The organism is Brachybacterium sp. sponge, from assembly GCF_001613775.1.
In the GTDB taxonomy this organism is placed as follows: domain Bacteria; phylum Actinomycetota; class Actinomycetes; order Actinomycetales; family Dermabacteraceae; genus Brachybacterium; species Brachybacterium conglomeratum.
Genome location: NZ_LRMP01000001.1, coordinates 335920 through 356160, shown reverse-complemented (window position 1 = coordinate 356160; position 20241 = coordinate 335920). Strand labels below are relative to the sequence as shown.

General features: G+C 68.8%; 14 protein-coding genes. 7 read left to right on the top strand and 7 right to left on the bottom strand.

What is annotated here, in order from left to right; all coding sequences use genetic code 11:
• The first annotated feature begins 167 nt into the window (after positions 1-167).
• The 4 genes from A4A78_RS01550 (at position 168) to A4A78_RS01535 (ending at position 5069) form a co-directional block, all read left to right on the top strand.
• A complete protein-coding gene (locus A4A78_RS01550) occupies positions 168-1841 on the top strand; it encodes an extracellular solute-binding protein (protein WP_062946682.1) in 1674 nt (557 codons plus the stop codon).
• A gap of 34 nt (positions 1842-1875) precedes the next feature.
• A complete protein-coding gene (locus A4A78_RS01545; RefSeq protein ID WP_062946681.1) occupies positions 1876-2850 on the top strand; it encodes an ABC transporter permease subunit in 975 nt (324 codons plus the stop codon).
• Positions 2851-2858: 8 nt separating this feature from the next.
• Entirely contained in the window at positions 2859-3785 is a 927-nt protein-coding gene (locus A4A78_RS01540) for a carbohydrate ABC transporter permease (RefSeq protein WP_062946680.1), read from the top strand.
• A 102-nt stretch (positions 3786-3887) separates the two neighbouring features.
• On the top strand, positions 3888-5069 hold the full coding sequence (locus A4A78_RS01535; RefSeq protein ID WP_062946679.1) for an endo-1,4-beta-xylanase: 1182 nt from the start codon (positions 3888-3890) through the stop codon (positions 5067-5069).
• 9 nt (positions 5070-5078) lie between these two features.
• Here the strand turns inward: A4A78_RS01535 and A4A78_RS01530 are convergent, their stop codons facing one another.
• The gene (locus A4A78_RS01530) at positions 5079-6062 is read right to left on the bottom strand and encodes an acetylxylan esterase (RefSeq protein ID WP_062946678.1); all 984 of its coding nucleotides are present in this window, start codon (positions 6060-6062) and stop codon (positions 5079-5081) included.
• Positions 6063-6270: 208 nt separating this feature from the next.
• On the opposite strand from A4A78_RS01530, the gene A4A78_RS01525 reads away from it, so the two are divergent.
• Positions 6271-7308, top strand: a complete 1038-nt coding sequence (locus A4A78_RS01525) for a LacI family DNA-binding transcriptional regulator (protein WP_062946677.1) — start codon at positions 6271-6273, stop codon at positions 7306-7308.
• A gap of 22 nt (positions 7309-7330) precedes the next feature.
• On the opposite strand, the gene A4A78_RS01520 is transcribed toward A4A78_RS01525, so the two are convergent.
• Entirely contained in the window at positions 7331-8545 is a 1215-nt protein-coding gene (locus A4A78_RS01520) for an ROK family transcriptional regulator (protein WP_231880805.1), read from the bottom strand.
• A 163-nt stretch (positions 8546-8708) separates the two neighbouring features.
• Between A4A78_RS01520 and xylA the strand changes: the two genes are divergently transcribed.
• Together xylA and xylB are read left to right on the top strand one after the other, a co-directional pair.
• Positions 8709-9902, top strand: a complete 1194-nt coding sequence (gene xylA / locus A4A78_RS01515) for a xylose isomerase (RefSeq protein WP_062946676.1) — start codon at positions 8709-8711, stop codon at positions 9900-9902.
• 371 nt (positions 9903-10273) lie between these two features.
• Positions 10274-11665, top strand: a complete 1392-nt coding sequence (gene xylB / locus A4A78_RS01510; protein ID WP_062946675.1) for a xylulokinase — start codon at positions 10274-10276, stop codon at positions 11663-11665.
• Between the two features lie 41 nt (positions 11666-11706).
• Here the strand turns inward: xylB and A4A78_RS01505 are convergent, their stop codons facing one another.
• From A4A78_RS01505 to A4A78_RS01490, 5 genes are all read right to left on the bottom strand, one after another.
• Positions 11707-15132: a DEAD/DEAH box helicase family protein gene (locus A4A78_RS01505; RefSeq protein ID WP_062946674.1), complete on the bottom strand. Its 3426-nt coding sequence runs from the start codon at positions 15130-15132 to the stop codon at positions 11707-11709.
• Between the two features lie 490 nt (positions 15133-15622).
• Positions 15623-16744, bottom strand: a complete 1122-nt coding sequence (locus A4A78_RS17370) for a restriction endonuclease subunit S (protein ID WP_231880892.1) — start codon at positions 16742-16744, stop codon at positions 15623-15625.
• Between the two features lie 32 nt (positions 16745-16776).
• Positions 16777-18249, bottom strand: a complete 1473-nt coding sequence (locus A4A78_RS01500) for a class I SAM-dependent DNA methyltransferase (RefSeq protein ID WP_062946673.1) — start codon at positions 18247-18249, stop codon at positions 16777-16779.
• 22 nt (positions 18250-18271) lie between these two features.
• Positions 18272-19120: an endonuclease/exonuclease/phosphatase family protein gene (locus A4A78_RS01495; RefSeq protein ID WP_062946672.1), complete on the bottom strand. Its 849-nt coding sequence runs from the start codon at positions 19118-19120 to the stop codon at positions 18272-18274.
• 111 nt (positions 19121-19231) lie between these two features.
• The gene (locus A4A78_RS01490; protein ID WP_062946671.1) at positions 19232-20134 is read right to left on the bottom strand and encodes a MurR/RpiR family transcriptional regulator; all 903 of its coding nucleotides are present in this window, start codon (positions 20132-20134) and stop codon (positions 19232-19234) included.
• Between the last annotated feature and the right edge of the window lie 107 nt (positions 20135-20241).

The following is a 20241-nucleotide window of genomic DNA, read 5'->3' as shown; positions in this document are numbered from 1 at the left end:
GCACAGTCGCCGAGCGGAGTCGCACACCCCGACCCCGCGGTCGGGCTCGGACGGGTGGGGATGCCGTGAGTGCAACCCGCCGCCGAGGCATCTGCAGCACCGGTTCGATCTGCTTCGCCCCTCGCCGCACCGTCCGGTTCGGCTCAGATCCCCATGAGGAGACGGCAATGACCACACCCCGCCCCTTCCCCTTCGCTCCCAGCCGGCGCAGCTTCGTCGGCCTCTCCGCCGCGGCCTTCGCCACGGTGGCCGTGTCCGCCTGCGGCTCCGGCTCCGGAGAGACCGTCGACGCCGAGGCCCAGAACGTCGGCGCGATGGACGACTACACCGCAGACATGCAGTTCAAGGCGACGGAGCCGATCCAGGTCAGCATGCTGTGGACCGACTGGCCCGAGGTCCCGGTCGAGGACACCTGGAGGATCTTCGACCACATCAAGGAGCTCACCAACGTCGAGATCACGCTGACCCACATCCCCTTCAGCGATGCGACCGAGAAGCGCAGCCTCCTGATCAGCGCGGGTGACGCCCCGACCCTGATCCCGCTGGTCTACACCGGCGAGGAGGCCCCCTTCGTCTCCTCCGGCGCCGTGGTCCCGATGAGCGACTACGTCGACAAGATGCCCAACTTCCAGAAGTACGTGAAGGAATGGGATCTCGGGGACATGATCGACAACCTCAAGCAGTCCGACGGCAAGTACTACATGGTGCCGGGCCTGCAGGAGGTGTCCGTCCCCGTGTTCAGCCTCGTCATTCGCAAAGACGTCTTCGAGGAGCTCACCGGCGCGGTGCCGAACACCTGGGAGGAGCTGCACGAGGGTCTCAAGCTCATCAAGGAGAAGTACCCCGACGCCGTGCCGCTCGCGGACGGCTTCGAGGCCGCCTCGATGCTGAACTACGCCTCCCACGCCTTCGGCACGAAGGCCGGCTGGGGCTTCGGCGACGGCTCGATCCCGGGGCCGGACGGGAAGCTCACCTACGTCGCGATCACCGACGAGTACAAGCAGATGATCGAGAACTTCCGCGTGCTGGTCGAGGAGGGGCTGCTGGACAAGGAGTCACTCACCGCCTCGAACGACGGCAGCGGCGCCGCCTCGGTCAGCGAGAAGTTCGCCGCCGAGACCTGCTTCGCGGCATCGGGCTCCTCCGGCACCGCGATCGAGTTCGCCACCGCGCTCGACGAGACGGTGGGCAAGGGGAACCACTCGGTGACCCTCATCCCGCCGCCCGCGGGCCCGGCCGGCGACAACGTCGAGCCGCGCAACTTCTGGCACGGCTTCATGCTCAACTCGCAGATCACGAAGTCAGAGAACTTCCTCGCCACGCTGCAGTTCCTGGACTGGCTCTACTACAACCCCGACGCCCGCGAGATGCTGCGCTGGGGCGAGAAGGACACGAACTACACCAAGGCCGAGGACGGCACGATCACGCTGAAGGACGAGTTCAGCCTCGACGACTACGCGATCAACCCCGACGGCACGACCGACATCAAGGTCGACCTCGGCTTCCCCACCTTCCCGGCGGAATCCAGCGAGTCCCGGGCCCTCAAGGAGTCCTACAGCACCCCGGAGTTCGTGGAGTACATCGACGAGGTGCTGTCCGTGCGCACTCCGCGCGAGCCCTACCCGCCCAAGCCCATGGACGAGGCCGAGCTCGAGCAGGCCTCGCTGCTCGCGACGCCGATCAAGGACGCTGTGGACACCGCGACCTTGCAGTTCATCATGGGCGAGCGCGACATGAGCGAGTGGGACGCCTTCAAGGGCGAGCTGGAGGCCGCGGGCCTGCCCCAATATCTCGAGCTGCTCAACACCGCCCGTGACCGCTTCGTCGAGGCGAACGGGTGAGCGGCGCGCTGACGCCGACCTCGGGACCGCTGTCATGACACTCGCAGAGCCCACGATGGCCGGGCCGCAGGAGACTGCGCCGCGCCCACCGTCTCCCGCGCGCCGGCCGGGGAGGTGGAAGCGGTCGCTGAGGCGCGACTGGCCGCTGTACACGCTGGCGGTCCTGCCGCTGATCTTCCTGGCGATCTTCCGGTACCTGCCGATGCTCGGCAACGTGATCGCCTTCCGGCGGTTCCGTCCGGGCGGCAGCATCTTCGGCGACGAGTGGGTGGGAACCTTCTACGTCGAGATGTTCATCCACGATCCCGCGTTCTGGAAGGTCTTCGCGAACACGGCCATCATCGGCGGCATGACCCTCGTGGTCTGCTTCCCGCTGCCGATCGTGCTCGCGCTGATGCTCAACGAGGTGCGGCGCACGCACTTCAAGCGGATCGTGCAGTCCATCAGCTACCTGCCGCACTTCCTCTCGGTCGTGATCGTGGTGGGCATGGTCTACCAGCTCCTGGCCCTGCAGGGGACGGTCAACCAGATCGTCGACGCCTTCGGCGGGGACGCCGTGGCGTTCCTGCAGAAGCCCGAATGGTTCCGCTTCGTCTACGTGGCCTCCGAGGCCTGGCAGACCGTCGGCTGGGGCACGATCCTGTACCTCGCCGCGCTGACCGCCGTGGACGATGCGCTCTACGAGGCGGCCCGCATCGACGGCGCCAACCGCTGGCAGCAGACCTGGCACGTCACGATCCCCGGGATCCGGCCCACGATGGTCACCCTGCTGATCCTCAACATCGGCAACTTCCTCAACGTCGGGTTCGAGAAGGTCCTGCTGCTGTACAACCCCATGACCTACTCCACCGGTGACGTCATCTCGACGTACCTGTACCGGGTGGGCCTGGTGTCCAACAACCTCAGCTACGCCGCGGCCATCGGCCTGTTCCAGGCGATCATCGGATTCGCGATGGTCATGACGGCGAACTACATCTCGAAGCGATTGGTGGGGACGAGCCTGTGGTGATCGAAGCAATGGCCCCGGACTCTCCGCGTCCGGCGCCCGTCAGGGCCAGGACCTCCCGGATCAAGGACTCCACCTCGTACCGGGTGTTCACGGTCGTCAACACCGTGCTGTTGGTGCTGATGTGCGCCGTGATGCTCTACCCGTTCGTCATGCTGCTGGCGCAGTCCTTCAGCTCGGCCGGGGCGATCAACGCCGGCAAGGTGAACCTCTTCCCGGTCGACTTCAACCTCGACACCTATCGGGCGGTGGCGAACAACAACAGCTTCTGGCGCAGCTACGGGAACACCGTGGTCTACACGGTGATCGGCACGAGCATCGCGATGGTGCTCACCACGACCTACGCGTTCGTGCTGTCCAAGAAGCACCTGCGCGGCCGCGGACTGCTCATCGGCATCGCCGTGTTCACGATGTTCTTCAACGGCGGCATCGTTCCCAACTACGTGCTCATCTCCTCGCTGGGCATGAAGAACACGATGTGGGCGGTGATCCTGCCGCCGGCGCTGTCGGTCTTCAACCTGCTGGTCATGAAGGCGTTCTTCGAGAACCTGCCCACGGAGCTCGAGGAGGCGGCGCACATCGACGGCCTGAGCTGGTTCGGGATCTTCTTCCGGATCGTGCTGCCGCTGTCCAAGGCGGTCATCGCCACGATGGTGCTGTTCTACTCGGTGCAGTACTGGAACGACTGGTTCGCCGCGTTCCTCTACCTGGACCGGACCGACCTGTTCCCGGTGACGCTGTTCCTGAGGAACCTGATAGCCGGCGCCTCCACGGCGGCGTCGGAGGGCGCGGCCGCCTCGGGCGGCAGCGTCAACGACATCAACGCCAACATCCAGTCGGTCACGATGATCCTGATCCTGATCCCCATCCTGTGCGTGTATCCGTTCGTGCAGCGGTACTTCGTCTCGGGGATCATGCTCGGCTCCGTGAAGGGCTGAGCACCCAGCGTCCCGTCGGCTCTCCTCCGCCGGAGGGGGCGCCCGCACGAGGCGCGGCAGTCCCGTAGTGGAAGACCCGTCGAAGACGTCGAAGGAGACAGCATGAGACGCCGCCAGATCCTCACCGCCGGAGCAGTGGCCACGACCATGGCCGCCGCCGCACAGTCAGCCTCCGCCGAACCCGGTGGAGGGCGCGGGCCGACGCGGCCCCCGGGGGACGGGGCGTCGAAGCCCCCGGGCCTGGCGAAGAAGGACAACCTCGCGTTCGCCGCGGGCGGCGCCCTGAAGATCGGCTGCGCCGTCGCCGGCGGCGGGCACCATGCGGACGCGGACTATCCCGACCCGTTCACCGCCGACGAGCCCTATCGCGACGTGCTCGCGACCGAGTTCACCTCGCTCTCGGCGGAGAACCAGATGAAGTGGGACCACCTGCGACCGGCGCAGGACACCTACGACTTCGCCGACGCCGACGCGATCATGGACTTCGCCGAGGCGAACGGCCAGGTGGTGCGCGGCCACACCCTGATGTGGCACAGTCAGAACCCCGCCTGGCTCACGGAGGGAGGGTTCGGCCCCGAGCAGCTGCGCGAGATCCTGAAGGACCACATCACCACGGTGGTGGGCCGCTATGCGGGCCGGATGCAGCAGTGGGACGTGGTCAACGAGATCGTCGGCGACGACGCCGAGCTGCGCCTCGAGGGGAACATCTGGCTGCGGGAGCTGGGTCCCGAGATCATCGCCGACTGCTTCCGCTGGGCGCACGACGCCGATCCGCAGGCGCTGCTGTTCGTCAACGACTACAACGTCGACGGCATCAACCCCAAGTCCGATGCCTACTACACCCTGGTCCAGGATCTGCTCGCCGACGGCCTCCCGGTCCACGGCTTCTCCACCCAGGGCCACCTGTCCACCCGCTACGGCTTCCCCGGGGATCTCGCCGAGAACCTCCAGCGCTTCGCCGACCTCGGGCTGCAGACCGCGATCACCGAGCTCGACGTCCGCATGGATCTGCCGGAGAGCGGGGAGCCGACGCAGGCGCAGCTCGAGCAGCAGGCCGACTACTACCGCCGCGTGGTCGAGGCGGCACTGGCCGTGGACGGCTGCGAGTCGCTCACCCTGTGGGGCGTGCTCGACAAGTACTCGTGGGTGCCGGGCACCTTCCCCGGCGAGGGAGCGGCGACCGTGCTGTGGGACGACTTCACCCGCAAGCCCGCCTACTTCGCGGTGCAGGATGCGCTCGCCGAGGCCAGCGGACGCGCGGGGCATCCGGCGCTGCGGCGCTGAGGATTCCGTTCACAGGCGGGCCCGCAGCCAGTCGAGCTGTCGGCGCTGCTGGGCGGGCCCGCCGCCCTCGTGGTGGTTGTACGGGTAGACGACCATCTCCCGTTCGGGATCGGTGCCGCTCGCGCTGGCGTAGAGGTTGTGGGCGGCGAAGACGGTCGACGGCGGGCAGATGGTGTCGCGCAGGGCGACCGAGAACATCGCGGGGGCGGTTGCCCTGCGGCCCAGGTGCAGGGCGTCGACGTAGGACAGGGTGCGGAGGGTCTGCTCCTCGAGCTCCCGGTGCACCGCCAGGTAGCGCACGATCTCCTGGTATGGATCGGCGTCCGTGATGTCGATCGCGCGGCGCATGTGGGTCAGGAACGGGACGTTGGCGATCAGGGCGTCGACGTCGGGCACCAGGCCGGCGGCGCCGAGCGCGAGCCCGCCACCCTGGCTGCTGCCGGTCACCGCGATGCGACCGTCGGCGCCCGGAAGGATGCGGGCGGCGTCGACGGCGCGGACCGCATCGGTCAGCAGACGGGTCAGGTAGGCGGTGTGCGGGGAGGCGATGCCACGGGTCATCGATCCCGGCGCGGCCGGGCCGGAGCCGACCGGATCGGCGGTGTCGCCGCCCGCGCCCCAGGCGGAGCCCTGGCCGCGCGTGTCCATCACGAGGTGCCCGTACCCGGCGGCGGAGAAGGACAGGCGTTCGAGCGGCTCGCCCCGGCCGCCGCCGTAGCCGAGATACTCGACCACGACCGGCAGCTCCGCCTCGGTGACGGCGGGCCTGTTGTACCAGGCGCGCACGGGGGAGCCGTCGTGTCCGGCGAGGGCGAGGTCCCAGGTGTCGATCAGCGTCAGGCCATTGTCGACCGGCTCCAGCGAGAGGATCGGCGAGGAGGCGTCCCGCGCCCGGGAGAGCGTCCTGTCCCAGAAGGACATGAGATCGTCGGGTTCGTCGAGCTGTGGTCGGTACTCCCGGAGCTCGTCGAGCGGCAGGTCGAACAGTGCCATGCGGGAGGCCTCCACGATGGTGACCGGGCGGAGTCCACGCTCCTGCCCCGGCATGCGAAACTGACATGAAACTGCGCTGAAAGTTGCGTGCTGATTTAGGCTATGGACGCCGCCGGGGCAGGTCAAGACCTGTTCGCGCGGGTAACGTTCACGATGGTGCGCCGGAGTCGGCGCAGCCGAGCCGGTCGGAGCAGGGAGGTGCGAGGACATGACGCAGAGCGAGTCGCGAGGCGAGCGCGTCACCTTGAAGGACGTGGCGGAGCGAGCCGGGGTCTCCCTGGCCACCGCGTCCAAGGTGATGAACGGGCGAGCGGACGTGCGCCAGACCACCCGCGAGACCGTCGCCCGCTCTGCCCGCGAGCTCGGCTACGAGCCCCGGCGCCGCGACACCGACCGTCGGCGGTCCGCCCTGATCCACTTCGACACCCTCACCAGCCCCTATTCCCTGCAGGTGCTCGAAGGGGCCGAGCAGGCCGCGCACCGCGCTGGCGTGGATCTGCTCGTGATCAGCGGAGATCAGACCCCTGCCGGGCTCACTCGCGCCTGGATGGCCGATGCCGCCGCGCGAGGTGTCGAAGGCGTCATCCTCGTGACCACCCCGATCGGCGCACAGCACGCGCGCTGGAGCAAGGATCTGCGCCTGCCGCTGATCGCGATCGACCCGGTCTCCATCGATCCGGACGTCAACGGCATCGTCACCATCTCGGCGACCAACTGGGAGGGCGGCAGCTCCGCGGTGCAGCATCTGCTGGACCTCGGCCACCGCCGGATCGGCGTGCTCGCCGGGCCGAAGGACTCGGTGCCCGCCCGCCAGCGCCTCCAGGGATACCACTCGGCGCTCGGTGCGGCCGGAGTGGTGTGGGAGCGGGACCTCATCGAGCACGGGAACTTCTCCTACGAGGACGGACAGATCGGCGCCGAGCGCCTGCTGGCGCTGCCCGAGCCGCCGAGTGCGATCTTCGCCGTCGCGGACACTCTCGCCGTCGGCGCCCTGCGCGCGGCGCGCGGACTGGGGGTGGACGTCCCCGAGCGGCTCAGCGTCGTCTCCTTCGACGACACGATGATCGCCCGGTGGGCCCATCCGCAGCTGACCGCCGTGCGTCAGCCGCTGTTCTCCATGGGGCAGGTCGCGATCGAGCGCCTGCTCGCCCTGTCCTCGGATCCCGGGCTGTTCGCCCACCCCTTCAAGCTCGAGACCCACCTGATCGTGCGGGAGTCCACTGCGGCACCGCAGGACGGGGACTGAGGCACCGCCGGCCGGGGTGTCCTCAGCGTGCTCGGGAGCGGGGGTGTCCGATCCATTCCCCGGGGGTGCTGAACACCGGCTGCAGCGCCGCTCGCGCGGCCCCGTGGAGTGCAGGATCCGTGAGGCAGTCCGAGCGCTCGATCAGCACGGGCCCCGCCTCGGCGGCGAGGGCGTGCTGCTCGACCGTCTCCCGGATCACCGGCGTGATCTCCTCCGCGATCGGCGCGAGATAGCCGGAGAGCACCACGGTGGACAGGTCCAGCACGTTCAGGGCGTTGGCGATCGCGAGGCCGAGGGAACGGCCGATCACCCCGATCACCTCGGCGCGGCTCGAGCTGCGTGCGAGCTCCTCGACGAGGTCCTCGATCCGCACGTCGTCGGAGAGCCCGGCCTGGCGCACCAGCGAGAGGTAGGAGATGTAGGCCTCGAGGCAGCCGCGCCGCCCGCAGCGGCACCGTCGACCGTCGGGGGCGACGACCGTGTGCCCGAACTCGCCGGCCCAGCCGTGCGCGCCCTCGAGGATCGTGCCGTCCAGCACCACCGCGCCGCCCACGCCCGTCGATCCGCGCACGTAGAGGAACGACTCGCCGGGGCGGCGATCGATCTCCGTGAGCACGGAGAGCCGGTTGTCGTTCTGCGCGTCGACCGGCCACTGAGCCGGGGCGAGCAGCTCCTGCAGACGGGCGATCACGGGCACGTCCGCCCAGTCCAGGCCCGGGGCGGAGAGGATCCGGCCGTCCTCGGGGGCCAGGCGGCCCGGGATCGCGGCGGTCACGCCGACGACGGGCAGGTCCGGCGCCTCCTCGCGCACCTCGTGCACGAGCTGCGCGGCCAGCGCCAGGGCGTCCTCGGCGGTGCCCTCGGCGACCCGGTGGTAGGTGGTGCGGCGCGCGAGCTCGGCGCCGGTGAGATCGATGCCGAGGCAGGAGATGTGGTCCGCGGCGACCTCGAGGCCGATCGCGAGCAGTGTCCCGGAGGCGGTGCGCAATGGCACCATCGGCCGCCCGGCGCCCGCCGCGACCGGCTCGCCCTCGGTCACCAGGCCCGCGCCGATCAGCTCCTCGACGAGCTTGGAGACGGTGGGCTTGGTGAGGTTCGTGAGCGTCGCGAGGCCTGCACGGGAGGTGGGGGAGGGGGCGGTCTGCAGGGCGCGCAGCACGGCGGAGAGGTTGTGCTCGCGCAGGTGGGTGGACTGCATCGGGTCCGTCCTCTCGTGCTCGTCCGTGCTCGTCGTCATCGGCGTCCGGGGTTCGTCGGCGCCCCGGGTTGTGCGGGACAGCCTCCCATGCGTAGATTAGTAACGGAAAGTTACTAAGGGAAGGGGTGCACCGCCCCACGGCGGACCGCCGCCGTGCGCAGCACCCCCGACGACGCCGTCGACCACCACCGAGGAGCACCCCATGACCGCACCCACCCCCACCCGTGACGACAAGTTCTCCTTCGGCCTGTGGACGACCGGCTGGGAGGCCCGCGACCAGTTCGGCCTCGCCACCCGCCCGCCACTCGAGCTCACCGCCCACATCCGCCGCCTCGCCGAGCTCGGCGCCTGGGGCTTCACCTTCCACGACAACGACGTGATCCCCTTCGACGCCACCCCCGAGGAGCGCTCGCGGATCATCGACCAGGTCAAGAAGGTCACCGAGGAGACCGGCCTGGTGATCGAGATGGTCACCACCGACACCTTCGCCCACCCCGTCTTCAAGGACGGCGCCTTCACCTCCAACGACCGCTCCGTGCGCCGCTTCGGCCTGCGCAAGGTGCTCGCCAACGTCGACCTCGCCGCCGAGCTCGGCGCGAGCACCTTCGTGATGTGGGGCGGCCGCGAGGGCTCCGAGTACGACGGCTCCAAGGACCTCCACGCCGCCCTCGAGCGCTACCGCGAGGGCCTGGACACCGTCGCCGGCTACATCAAGGACAAGGGCTACGACCTGCGCATCGGCCTGGAGCCCAAGCCCAACGAGCCCCGCGGCAACATCTTCCTGCCCACCGTCGGCCACGCGCTGGCCTTCATCGAGCAGCTCGAGCACGGCGACATCGTGGGCATCAACCCCGAGACCGGCCACGAGCAGATGGCGACGCTGAACTACACCCACGGCCTCGCCCAGGCGCTGTGGAGCGACAAGCTCTTCCACATCGACCTCAACGGCCAGCACGGCCCGATGTACGACCAGGACCTCGTGTTCGGTCACGGCGACCTGATCAGCGCGTTCTTCACCGTGGACCTGCTCGAGAACGGCTTCCCCTCGAAGCCCGGCGCCTACGAGGGCGCCCGCCACTTCGACTTCAAGCCCTCTCGCACCGAGCACGAGCAGGGCCAGTACGACTCCGCCGCGGCGAACATGGAGATGTACCTGATGCTCAAGGAGCGCGCGATCGCGTTCCGTCAGGACTCCGAGGTGCAGGAGGCCATGGCCTACTCCGGCATCGAGGAGCTCTCCCAGCCCACCCTCGGCGAGGGCGAGACCCTCGAGGACCTGCTCGCGGACCGCTCCACCTTCGAGGACTTCGACGCCGATGCGGCAGGGGAGCGGAACTACGGCTTCGTGCGCCTGCAGCAGCTGGCCATGCAGCACCTCCTCGGCTTCCGCGCCTGACGCCTGCGGGGCCCGGCGTCGGCCCCGTGTCCCCTGGTGGTGCTCAGCCCGCCTCCATCGACCCGGCCCGGGTCCCGAGGCTGGTCGGCAGGCGCCCTGCGTCGGGCCCGTGTCTCCCACTGGCGCTCAGCCCGCAGCCATCGGCCATAGGCCGGGTGGTTGCGGGCTGAGCACCACTGGATGCAGCGGCCAGGCCCGCGCACGCGCCGGCACTACCCCGGGCCGAGGCCGGCTTCCGGGGCGGCCGGTCGCTCCTCGCCCGTACCCTGGCCTCGTGCGCGGGGCGCGGTGCGCGTCCGCGCCCCGCAGGCCGCCTGACATGCCCCGCCCCACCTGCTCTTCCGTCCCGACCCGCTCGCAAAGGACCCCTCATGGCCCCGCTCGTCCTCGGCATCGACTCCTCTACCCAGTCCACGAAGGCGCTGCTCGTCGACGCCGAGACCGGGCAGGTGCTCGAAGAGCGCCGCGCCTCCCACCCCGACGGCACCGAGGTCGACCCCCGCGTCTGGCTCCGGGCGGTCGACGAGGCGGCGGGCCCCATGCTCGAGCGAGCCGACGCGCTCGCCGTCGGCGGCCAGCAGCACGGCATGGTGCTGCTCGATGACCAGGGCGAGGTGGTGCGGCCTGCGCTGCTGTGGAACGACACCCGCTCCGCCGACGCCGCGACCGCGCTGATCGAGGAGATGGGCGGCGCGCAGGCGAGCGTCGAGGAGATCGGCAGCCTCATGGTCGCCTCCTTCACGGCGTCCAAGCTGCGCTGGGTGCGCGACGAGGAGCCCGAGAACGCGCGGCGTGCTGCGCAGGTGCTGCTCCCGCACGACTTTGTCTCCCTCCACCTCGCCGAGTCCGGCACCGCCCCGTTCACCGATCGCGGCGACGCCTCCGGCACCGGCTACTACTCCACCCGCGAGGAGGCGTGGAAGCCCGAGCTCGTCGAGGCCGCGCTCGGGAAGGGCCTCGAGCTGCCGCGCCTGCCCGAGGCCCCGAACGAGGTCATGGCCCGCACCGCCTCCGGGGCCGCGATCGCGGCCGGCACCGGCGACAACATGGGCGCCGCACTCGGCCTGTCGCTGGGCCCCGGCGACGTCTCCGTCTCGATCGGCACCTCCGGCGTGTGCGCGATGGTCAGCGATGCGCGACCCGGCGATGCCAGCGGCACGGTGACCGGGTTCGCCGACGCGACCGGCCGCTTCCTGCCGATGACCACCACCATCAACGCCTCCCGCATCCTCGAGGCCGGCCGTGCCCTGCTCGGCGTCAGCCACGAGGAGATGGCCGAGCTGGCGCTCGCCTCCGAGCCCGGCGCGCGCGGCGTGACCCTGCTTCCCTACCTCGACGGGGAGCGCACCCCGAACCGGCCCCACGCCCGCGCGACCCTGACCGGCATGAGCAGCCCCACCACCCGCGAGGACGTGGCCCGCGCCTACGTCGAGGGTCTGCTGTGCTCACTCGCCGACGGCATCACCTCCCTCGAGGAGCGCACCGGCACCGACGCCCGCCGCATCACCCTGATCGGCGGCGGCGCCCGCTCCCGCGCCGTCCAGCAGCTGGCGCCCGCGATCTTCGGCCGCGAGGTCACGATCGCGCCCGACGGGGAGTTCGTCGCCCTCGGCGCCGCCCGTCAGGCCGCCTGGGCGCTCGCCGGCACCGAGGAGCCGCCCGCCTGGGAGATCAGCGGCTCGCGGATCGTCACGGCCGACGCGACGCCGCAGGTGCTCGAGGCGTACCGGGAGCTGAAGGAGCGCACCGCGGACTGGAGCTGAGGGCGCGGAGGCGTTCCCGCGGGAACGCCTCCGGGCCGTGGTCAGGCGAGCGAGCGCTCGTCGGCGGTGCCGGAGGGGTTCGCGGCTCGCTCGATGTCGTGCAGCACGGTGATCACGGCGTCGGCGTCCTGTTCGCGTGGAAAGACGTAGTCGATGCGTGTCGCTGCGCGGTCCTCGTACGGGGACTGGAACAGTCGATCGGGCGTCATCTCGCCGCGCCGGGTGAGCTCGTCGATCACCATCGTAAGGAACTCGAGCTGGGTGGCGTTCAGCCCGCCCATGGCGATCTTCTCCGCGAACGCAGCCTCGGCGGCAGCTCGATCGAGGCCCACGAGGGAGCGCACGAAGATCCCGAGCCCGCGCTCTCCGCTCACCGACGCGAGGGCTTCCGGAGTTCCTTCGCCCTGTTCGACGAGGATTCTCTCCAGCTCTTCGAGGTCAGTCTCGGTCAGCGGCATGTTGCGACGCAGACGCTGGATCGCGATGTGGTCCTTGTGCTCACGGATGTAGGCGGTGACCTTCTCGCGGAAGCGCTTCTGGTCGACGCCGGCAGTCGCGAGCGGCAGGTCGACAGAGCGGGACTGCCCGAGGTCGTCCTCGAAGTCCGTGATGATGATCGAACGCTTCTTCCGGTCTAGGAACTGCACCAGGGCACGCATCCCGCGCCGGGCCCGTTCGAGCATCGGGAGGGTGACATCCTCCCACCACTCGTCCCCGGCCACCTCCTGCAGCAGTTCCGCAGCGGCGGCGACCTGCGGGATCGTCTGCTTCTCGAGGAGCTGGGCCGCCACCGACTGCATGACCGTCCGCGTGCGTGCGGCGAGGGCGTCGTCGTTCTCGAGCTGGGCCAGCTCTCGCTGCAGGACCACGAGATCGAACCTCTTGGCCTGCTCGTCGTCGGTGGCGGCCGACGACGGCAGGGCGCCGAGGGCGGCGGCGACGTCGTCGGCTGTGATCGCGCTCAGCGGGGCGTCCCATCCTTCGGGTGACGAGTAGGCGTCGAGAAGTCGACGGTGGGGACGGGCGAGGAAGGAGTCGGCGGGGACGCCGGCGACGAAGCCGCTCAGCCAGGTGACCGCCTCGGCACGGACCTCGTCGTCGCCGGCCGTCGCGTCGATGCCTGCGACCAGTCGTGCTCGCACGGTGAACAGTCGCTGCGAGAGGGGGACCTGCACGCTCGCGGCGCGATCGGCGGGGTCCTGGGCGAAGTACTCGACGTTCCCGCAGACGTCGAGGACGCGGAACGCCGTCTTGTCCCCGTCGCCGAAGATCCCGGGTGAGAGCCGGGTTCCGCGGCCGATCATCTGCCAGAACTTGGTCTTGGAGAACACCTGCTTGAACAGCACCAGGTTCAGCACCTCGGGCACATCGATGCCGGTGTCGAGCATGTCCACGCTGATCGCGATGTGCGGGGCTTTCTCCGGCTGGGAGAAGGAGTCGATGAGGGTCTGGGCGTAGGCGGAGTGGCTCGTGATCACCTGGGCGAAGTCCCCGCCGAGGTGGGGGTACTGCGCGTCGAAGCGCTCCTTGAGGAACTGGGCGTGACGCTGGTTCATCGCGAACACGATGGTCTTGCCGATCCGGTCGCCGCCCGCGACCGTGAATCCGTGCTGCATCAGCTCGGCGAGCACCTTGTCGGCGGTGTCCGCGTTGAACAGCGAGCGGAACACTCGCGGCGCCTCGACCTCGGTGGGCATCTCCGTCTCGGGATGCTCCTCGCCATCGACGCCCTCCCAGTCGATCTCCTCCCACTTCTCCTTCTCGTCCTCCGGCAGGTCGTCGTAGCGGATGCCCTTGCGATGGAATCCGAAGTCGTAGACCAGGTTCTCGGGGCCGACGAGATAGCCCTCGGCGATGGCCTCGTCCAACGCGTACAGGTCTGTAGGGACCCCGTCCTCGATGTTGAACAGCCGAAAGGTGCTGCGGGCGATGTCGTCGACGGGGGTGGCGGTGAGCCCGAGCAGGAGGCCGTCGAACCAGCCGAACAGCGCTCCGTACTTCTGGTAGACGGAGCGGTGCGCCTCGTCGATGACGACCAGGTCGAAGAACCCGGGGCCAAAGCGTCGGCCCCGCGCATCGCGTGCGGCATCGACGAGGTTGAGCATCGTGGGATAGGTCGAGAGGTAGACCCTGGCCTCGGTCTCCTTGTCGACGGTGAGATTCACGGACGCGACGTCCGGCAGGAGGCTGGAGAAGGCGCGGTGGGCCTGCTTCACGAGCGCAGCACGGTCGGCGAGGAACAGCACCCGCTTCGCCCATCCCTGCTCCATGAGCTGCTTGACCAGCGCGATGGTGGTGCGGGTCTTCCCGGTGCCGGTCGCCATGACGAGCAGGGCGCGCCGCTGCTTCTGATCGAAGTGGGCGCCGACCTTCGCGATCGCCCGCTGCTGGTACGGGCGCCCAGCGATCGCGGGATCGACGTGCGCGCCGGAGAGCGGGGAGCGCAGCGCGCGCCGGCGGATCATCGTCTCGAGCTCGCCGCGGGTGAAGAAACCCGCGACCTCCCGGGGCGGGTAGCCCGCCGCGTCGTCCAAGAGCAGGTGCCGGTCGCCGTTGCTGAGGAAGATCACCGGGCGCTGCTCGAACCGGGCCTCGAGCGCGTCGGCATACAGCCTTGCCTGCTGTTCTCCGGCCGACGGGTCGACGGTGGAGCGCTTAGCCTCGACGATGCCGAGCGGCCGCCCGTCGGCTCCCCACAGCACGTAGTCGACGCGGCCGATGCCGGTGGCGTTGATGCCGGGGTTGATCGGGAGGCCGTCGACGGGATACTCCCGGTCCTGCGGGTCTTCGAGCGCCCAGCCCGCATCGCGCAGCTGCTCGTCGATGAGCGCGGTGCGGGTCTCGTCCTCGCGGTAGTCGTGGGTATCGGCAGCGGTGTCGGCAGCCTTCGCCTCGGCAATCTGCTTCCGCAGCGCCTCGAGCTCCTCCTCCAGGGCGGAGAGCTTCTGGTCGCGCTCGGCGATCTCGCGCCGAGAGGTCTCCTGTTGCTCGGTGAACCGCTTCGCCAGCTTGGCGAGCTCGGCGGGGCCTAGCGGTGCGCGCTTCTGGGCGATGGTGACGTCGAAGGCGGTGCCAAGCGGTGCGGCCTCCGGGAACGTGGACTGGTGCTTGACCGTCCACACGATCACGTCGAAGAGGTCCCGCAACGTGGCGACGCCCTCCTGGCGGGAGAGCCGACGGTTGCCGTGGGCGGCGTCGTTGCCACGCCGGCGCAGGAGGTTCAGTTGGTTGTTGATGGCGTTCGTGCGGTTCTTGAACGCCGGGGCGTTCATCCGGGCGCTGAGATCGGAACGGTATCCCTCGGGCAACCCGAACACGTCCACGAAGAGGTACTCGACGACCTTCTCCACGGCGACGCGCGCGTGGAAGGCGGCGCTGTCGGGGTCCGAGAGGGCATAGGACTCCGCGCGCTGGCACGTGTCGAAGAGCTCCGGCCAATGCTGCCGGATGAACCCGAAGTTGCTCACTGCCGCCCTCCTTGGTCGTTCCCCAAGTCAGAGTGTATCGGCGAGGTGGGACGGTTGGCGAAGTTCGATCCTTTTGGCGTAGTGGCACGCGTGGCCACGATCGGATTCTCGAGAGGCCGTGTTTCTCTTCATGGGAAACAGTGCCTCTCGAGAAACGGAGCCAATGGGTGGCGCTCTCCGGGGACGGTTCGGGCACCTCATCCGGGACGGAAGACGAAGCGCGGGTCAGGACGCCCGAGTCTGATCGGAGTAGGCTTAGGGCTCGAGTGAAGAACGTGTCCTGGGGCTGTTACAAGGCTTCGCCTCACACAAGGCCGACGGGCATGCTCGTGCCGTCACAGTAGAGGCCACCAAGATTTACCGCGCGGAAACCTTGACGGTGAACGGCCGGATTGCACAGCCGCAGCCGCAACGGCGCACGGCGACAGGGACGGTTGCGCCGTAATTCGCGACGTTGGCGGCGGAACTTCTGGGCGAGCTCTGAGGGGGGTCAGAGCTCCCCGCGAAACGCACGGTGCTGAAGGGTGGCGAACAGCTCTTCGTCGGTTCTGAGGGCTGTGGCGACCCGGTCGCGCTCGGCACGAATGTACTCGTCATTGTGTGCCACTTCGATTGCGCGTTCAGAAAAATTCTCTGGCACAGGGAGTTCAAGCACGGCTTTCTGATTGATGTTGAGCATCGTGACTCCAGAGGCGCTTGCTTCGAGTTGCCTTCTAGTTCTTGGGCTGTTCAGGTAGCTGGCGATGAGTTGACCGTGTTCGGGATTGTTCGGTCTAACAATCATGGAGCCGGTGCCACAAAGAGCCGGACCGCTGTTCGGGAGGAAGATGCCAGCTCGGCCCATCTGGCCCCGGCGCGCCAATACGACGTCGCCTGGTTTTAACGAGAAAGCAGACAGCTCTTCAGCCTTGGCTCGAGGGACCGATATGGCTGCGTCTGGCTTTACGAGACCTTCGATAAGGTGTGTCGGATTGATAAGGGGCACTCCGCCTGTCACGTAGTCTTCGCGATGGACCGAACTGCCGAAAGGTCCTGTCTTCAGGGTTGCAAAATCTCCTAAGCGGCTGGAGGGATACCTGTTGCCCTCAGCGAGTTTGCTGGCATGGGTGGCGCTCTTCAGTTCCTCGAAATGGGCGAGCTGCGCTCGGCGCTTTGTGCGGATCGCGTCGGCCCCATCGAGGATTGTGGCGATGCGTCGCTGCTCTTCGAGAGAGGGGATCGGGATCTCAATCCGCTTAACGTGTTCTGGGCGGGCGCGGAGGAGTGAACCCCCGACGCCCGACACGGTTGCCATGAATTGAGTGTGAAATTGGTCGCTGACTAGGAAGTGGCGTAGGTACCCAGGGGCGGCTTTATCTCCGCGGAAGACGATCCATTCGCTTGACGCGATCTGCGTCGCGCCACCTCGTTCTTCGACAATGTGGGCCCTCCGAATGTGCGGAACAAGCTTTGATAGGAGAGTGTCGCCTGGGCTGACTATTTGCTTTGTGGATCCAATATTTCTGCCGTGAATTATCTCAGGCGTTCCATGGTCATGTGCGGGGATGCTGTGAAGTTCAAACAGCTCGTCCGGTGTTTTCCGGGGGTCTATTGACTTCGCTCGAGCGGGCATCAGAGTGCCTAGAGGTACGCTTTCCCATTCGCTCACCCCAGCACCTCCCGTAGCCGTGAAACCCCCGCTGAGATCTCGTCGTTCAGTCGCGCCACATCGGCGAGGATCTCGTCGGTCGAGCGATGCTCAACCTCCTCGAAAACGACTTCCTTGTAGCGGTTTACCGAGAGGTTGTAATTCTCGGCGACAATGTCCGCCTTTGGCACCAGAAAGCTATTTTCGGTGCGCTCGCGATCACGCTCGCCATCGAGGTTCTGCCAGCGCACCAGCACATCGGGTAGATCGGACCCGGCGAGCGGCGTGCGCTTGTCATCGAGCGAGAAGCCGTCGGAATCGACGTCGTAGAACCACACGTTGTCCGTGCCGCCCGCGCCCGTCTTCGTGAAGAACAGGATCGCGGTGGAGACCCCGGCGTAGGGCTTGAAGACGCCCGAGGGGAGCTTCACCACGGCGTCGAGCTTGTGGTCCTCGACCAGCATGCGACGCAGCTCCTTGTGCGCCTTCGTCGAGCCGAACAGCACGCCGTCCGGAACGATCACCGCAGCCCGGCCGCCAGTCTTCAGCAGCCGCAGGAACAGCGCCAGGAAAAGCAGCTCCGTCTTCTTCGTCTTGACGACGCGCTGCAGGTCCTTGCTGGTCTCCTCGTAGTTGAGCGACCCCGCGAACGGCGGGTTCGCGAGGATCATCGAGTACAGGCCCTCATCGCCCGACGCGCCCTCAGAAAGCGAGTCGCGGTAGCGGATGTCCGGCGCGTTCACGCCGTGCATCAGCATGTTCATGCTGCCGATGCGGAGCATGGTCGAGTCGAAGTCGAAGCCGTGGAACATCGAATGGTGGAAGTGACGGGACTGCTCCCGGTCCACCAGGGCGTCGGGGTGCTTCTCGCGCACGTGCTCGCTCGCTGCCATGAGGAAGCCAGCCGTTCCGCAAGCGGGATCGCAGATCTCGTCGGCCGGGGTCGGGGCCATCATGTCCACCATCAGGCGGATGATGTGCCGAGGTGTTCGGAACTGACCGTTCACGCCGGCGGAGGCGAGTTTGGAGAGCAGGTATTCGTACAGGTCGCCGTTGGTGTCCCGATCGTCCATCGGGATCTGGTCGAGCATGTCGACGACCTTGCCGAGCAGGTTCGCGCTCGGGATCGTGTAGCGGGCATCGTGCATGTGCGCGCCGTAGGTGGTGGTCTCACCCGCGATGTCATCGCCGAGCCCGCGCAGGAACGGGAACACCTCGTTCGTCATCAGGTCGTGCATCGCCAGGGTGTCGCCCATCTCGCGGAGCCGCGACCAGCGCAGGTGCTCCTTGGGCTGCGGGAAGGGCATCGGCTTGTCGGTGCGCCCCAGACGGCGCAGCTCTCGCTCGGCGGAGGTCTGTTGATCGTCGAGCCGGCGCAGGAACAACAGGTACGTGACCTGCTCGATCACCTCGAGGGGGTTCGAGATGCCCCCGGACCAGAACGCGTCCCATACGCGGTCGATGCGACTCTTCAACTCACCTGTGATCACCCTGGTGAGTGTATTGGTCTACTCAGACCATCGTCACCGGCAGCCGCACGCTCGCCTGCACCGGCAGGTGGTCGCTCGGGAACACCCCTCCCGGCCGCTCTGCGTTGATCGACGCCTCGAGCACTTCCACGCCTGGGCTCGCGAGGATCCAGTCGATGCGGAAGTCGGAGACCTCGACCTCGCCGAAGTGGGGGAAGGTGCCCCAGCCGGGCGTGGTGCGCTCGGCAGCCTCCCGCCACGTGTCCTGCAGCCCGAACTCCTCGACCAGCACCTCATAGGCGGGGGAGTCCCCGGCGACCGAGTTGAAGTCGCCGGTGACCACCGCCGGCAGGTGCAGGAGGTGGAACTGGCGCAGGTGGTCGGCGATGAGCTGGGCGCCCTTGACCTTCGCCTGCGTGATCACGTGGTCGAGGTGGGTGTTCAGGTGCACGAGCTCCCCGCCGGTCTCACGGTCCCGGAAGCGCGCCCACACCGCGACCCGCGGTCCGGCGTTCCCCCAGGTCGCCGAGCCGATCTCGCGCGGCCTGTCCGAGAGCCAGAACTGGTTCCACGCCACGAGCTCGAGGCGGTCCGTGTCGTAGAGGATCGGGTTGATCAGCCCGTCGCCGCCGCCGCGCGTACCCATGCCGAGGCGCCGGTACGTCGGCCCCAGCCCCCGCTCGACAGGCCCGAAGGTGTGCTCCTGCATCTCCTGCAGTCCCACCAGGTGGGGGCGCTCGGTGGCCAGCAGCGACTCGATCGCGGGGGCGCGGTGGGGCCAGTGCCCGGGATCGGCCTCGGTGGTCGTGTCGGTCGCGAACAGCGCGTTGAAGCTCATCACCCGCAGCGGCGCGAGATCGGCCGACGGGGCGGGCAGGGCGGGGCTGGTCATGCAGGGACTCCTGGGTGGGGCGGTGCGAGGGAAGGGTGGACGGGGCGGGTGCGAGGGGCACCGATGGCCGGACGGTGGGCGCGGGCGGGACCGTCGGCGTCGGCCCCCCGCTCACCAGTACCGTTCGAGCGCCTCCTCGACGGAGGAGAGCGCCTCGAGGGAGCGCTCGTGATGGCGCACCACCACACCGCTGGCGAGCACGTCGGCGAGGTACATCTCGGCGATCCGGCTGGTCAGCGTGCCGACGCGCAGCGGCGCCCGGTCCTGCACGGCGAGCAGCACGTGGTCGGCGATCTCCGCGGCCGGGGAGCTGGACAGCCGCGTGATCAGCACCGTGAGGCAGCCGCGTCGCTTCGCCTCGGCCAGCTGCGGCACGGTCTCGCTCGCCGTGCCCGTCTCCGAGACCGCCACGAACACGTCCCCGGGCCGGGCGGCGGCGAGCCCGATCACGGCCGACGGCGGGTCGTGGAAGGTGGTGGCCGGGATGCCGAGGCTGCGCAGCTTGTGCTCGAGGGAGACCGCGACCACGTGCGCGGAGCCGGCGCCCGTGGCGAACACCTGCCGGGCATCCCCGAGGGCCTGCACGATCGTGGCGACCTCGGCCGGGTCCAGCAGACGGGAGGTCTCCTCGATCGAGCCGGTGGAGAGCACGCCGAGGCTGGCGATCAGCTCCGGCAGCGGAGTCTCGGCCGTGATGTCCCCGGTGACCCGCGGACCACCGCCGGCGGCGGGACGCTCCGCGGCCAGCACCAGCTCGGTGCGCAGCGTCGTGAACCGCTCGATGCCGAGGGTGCGGCACAGGCGGGTCACCGAGGCGGCAGAGGCGCCGGCGCGCTCGGCGTACTCCGTGATGGTCATCCGCCCCACCTCGGCGGGGGACTCGAGGGCGAGCACCGCCAGGCGCTGCAGCTGCGGAGGCAGCGTCGGCAGCGAGGTGCGCAGCAGCGCGAGGACGGGCGGATGCGGCGTCCCCGGGGCGCCAGGTCCCGGTGCGTCGGGTGAGGTCGAGGGCATGGGGCCTTCCTGGTCGTGGGCTCCCGGACGGGGCCGGGCCCGTGTGCTGGGCATCATGGCATGTGGGGCAGGGCGAGCGGCGCGGGCAGGGCGGGCGGCCCGGCGTG

What these genes read in the sequence shown, in the direction of transcription:
- A4A78_RS01535 (WP_062946679.1), top strand. Translation starts at nt 3,888, where the DNA reads ATGAGACGCCGCCAGATCCTCACCGCCGGAGCAGTGGCCACGACCATG.
- A4A78_RS01540 (WP_062946680.1), top strand. Translation starts at nt 2,859, where the DNA reads ATGGCCCCGGACTCTCCGCGTCCGGCGCCCGTCAGGGCCAGGACCTCC.
- A4A78_RS01525 (WP_062946677.1), top strand. Translation starts at nt 6,271, where the DNA reads ATGACGCAGAGCGAGTCGCGAGGCGAGCGCGTCACCTTGAAGGACGTG.
- xylB (WP_062946675.1), top strand. Translation starts at nt 10,274, where the DNA reads ATGGCCCCGCTCGTCCTCGGCATCGACTCCTCTACCCAGTCCACGAAG.
- A4A78_RS01520 (WP_231880805.1), bottom strand. Translation starts at nt 8,545, where the DNA reads ATGACGACGAGCACGGACGAGCACGAGAGGACGGACCCGATGCAGTCC.
- xylA (WP_062946676.1), top strand. Translation starts at nt 8,709, where the DNA reads ATGACCGCACCCACCCCCACCCGTGACGACAAGTTCTCCTTCGGCCTG.
- A4A78_RS01550 (WP_062946682.1), top strand. Translation starts at nt 168, where the DNA reads ATGACCACACCCCGCCCCTTCCCCTTCGCTCCCAGCCGGCGCAGCTTC.
- A4A78_RS01490 (WP_062946671.1), bottom strand. Translation starts at nt 20,134, where the DNA reads ATGCCCTCGACCTCACCCGACGCACCGGGACCTGGCGCCCCGGGGACG.
- A4A78_RS01495 (WP_062946672.1), bottom strand. Translation starts at nt 19,120, where the DNA reads ATGACCAGCCCCGCCCTGCCCGCCCCGTCGGCCGATCTCGCGCCGCTG.
- A4A78_RS17370 (WP_231880892.1), bottom strand. Translation starts at nt 16,744, where the DNA reads ATGCCCGCTCGAGCGAAGTCAATAGACCCCCGGAAAACACCGGACGAG.
- A4A78_RS01545 (WP_062946681.1), top strand. Translation starts at nt 1,876, where the DNA reads ATGACACTCGCAGAGCCCACGATGGCCGGGCCGCAGGAGACTGCGCCG.
- A4A78_RS01530 (WP_062946678.1), bottom strand. Translation starts at nt 6,062, where the DNA reads ATGGCACTGTTCGACCTGCCGCTCGACGAGCTCCGGGAGTACCGACCA.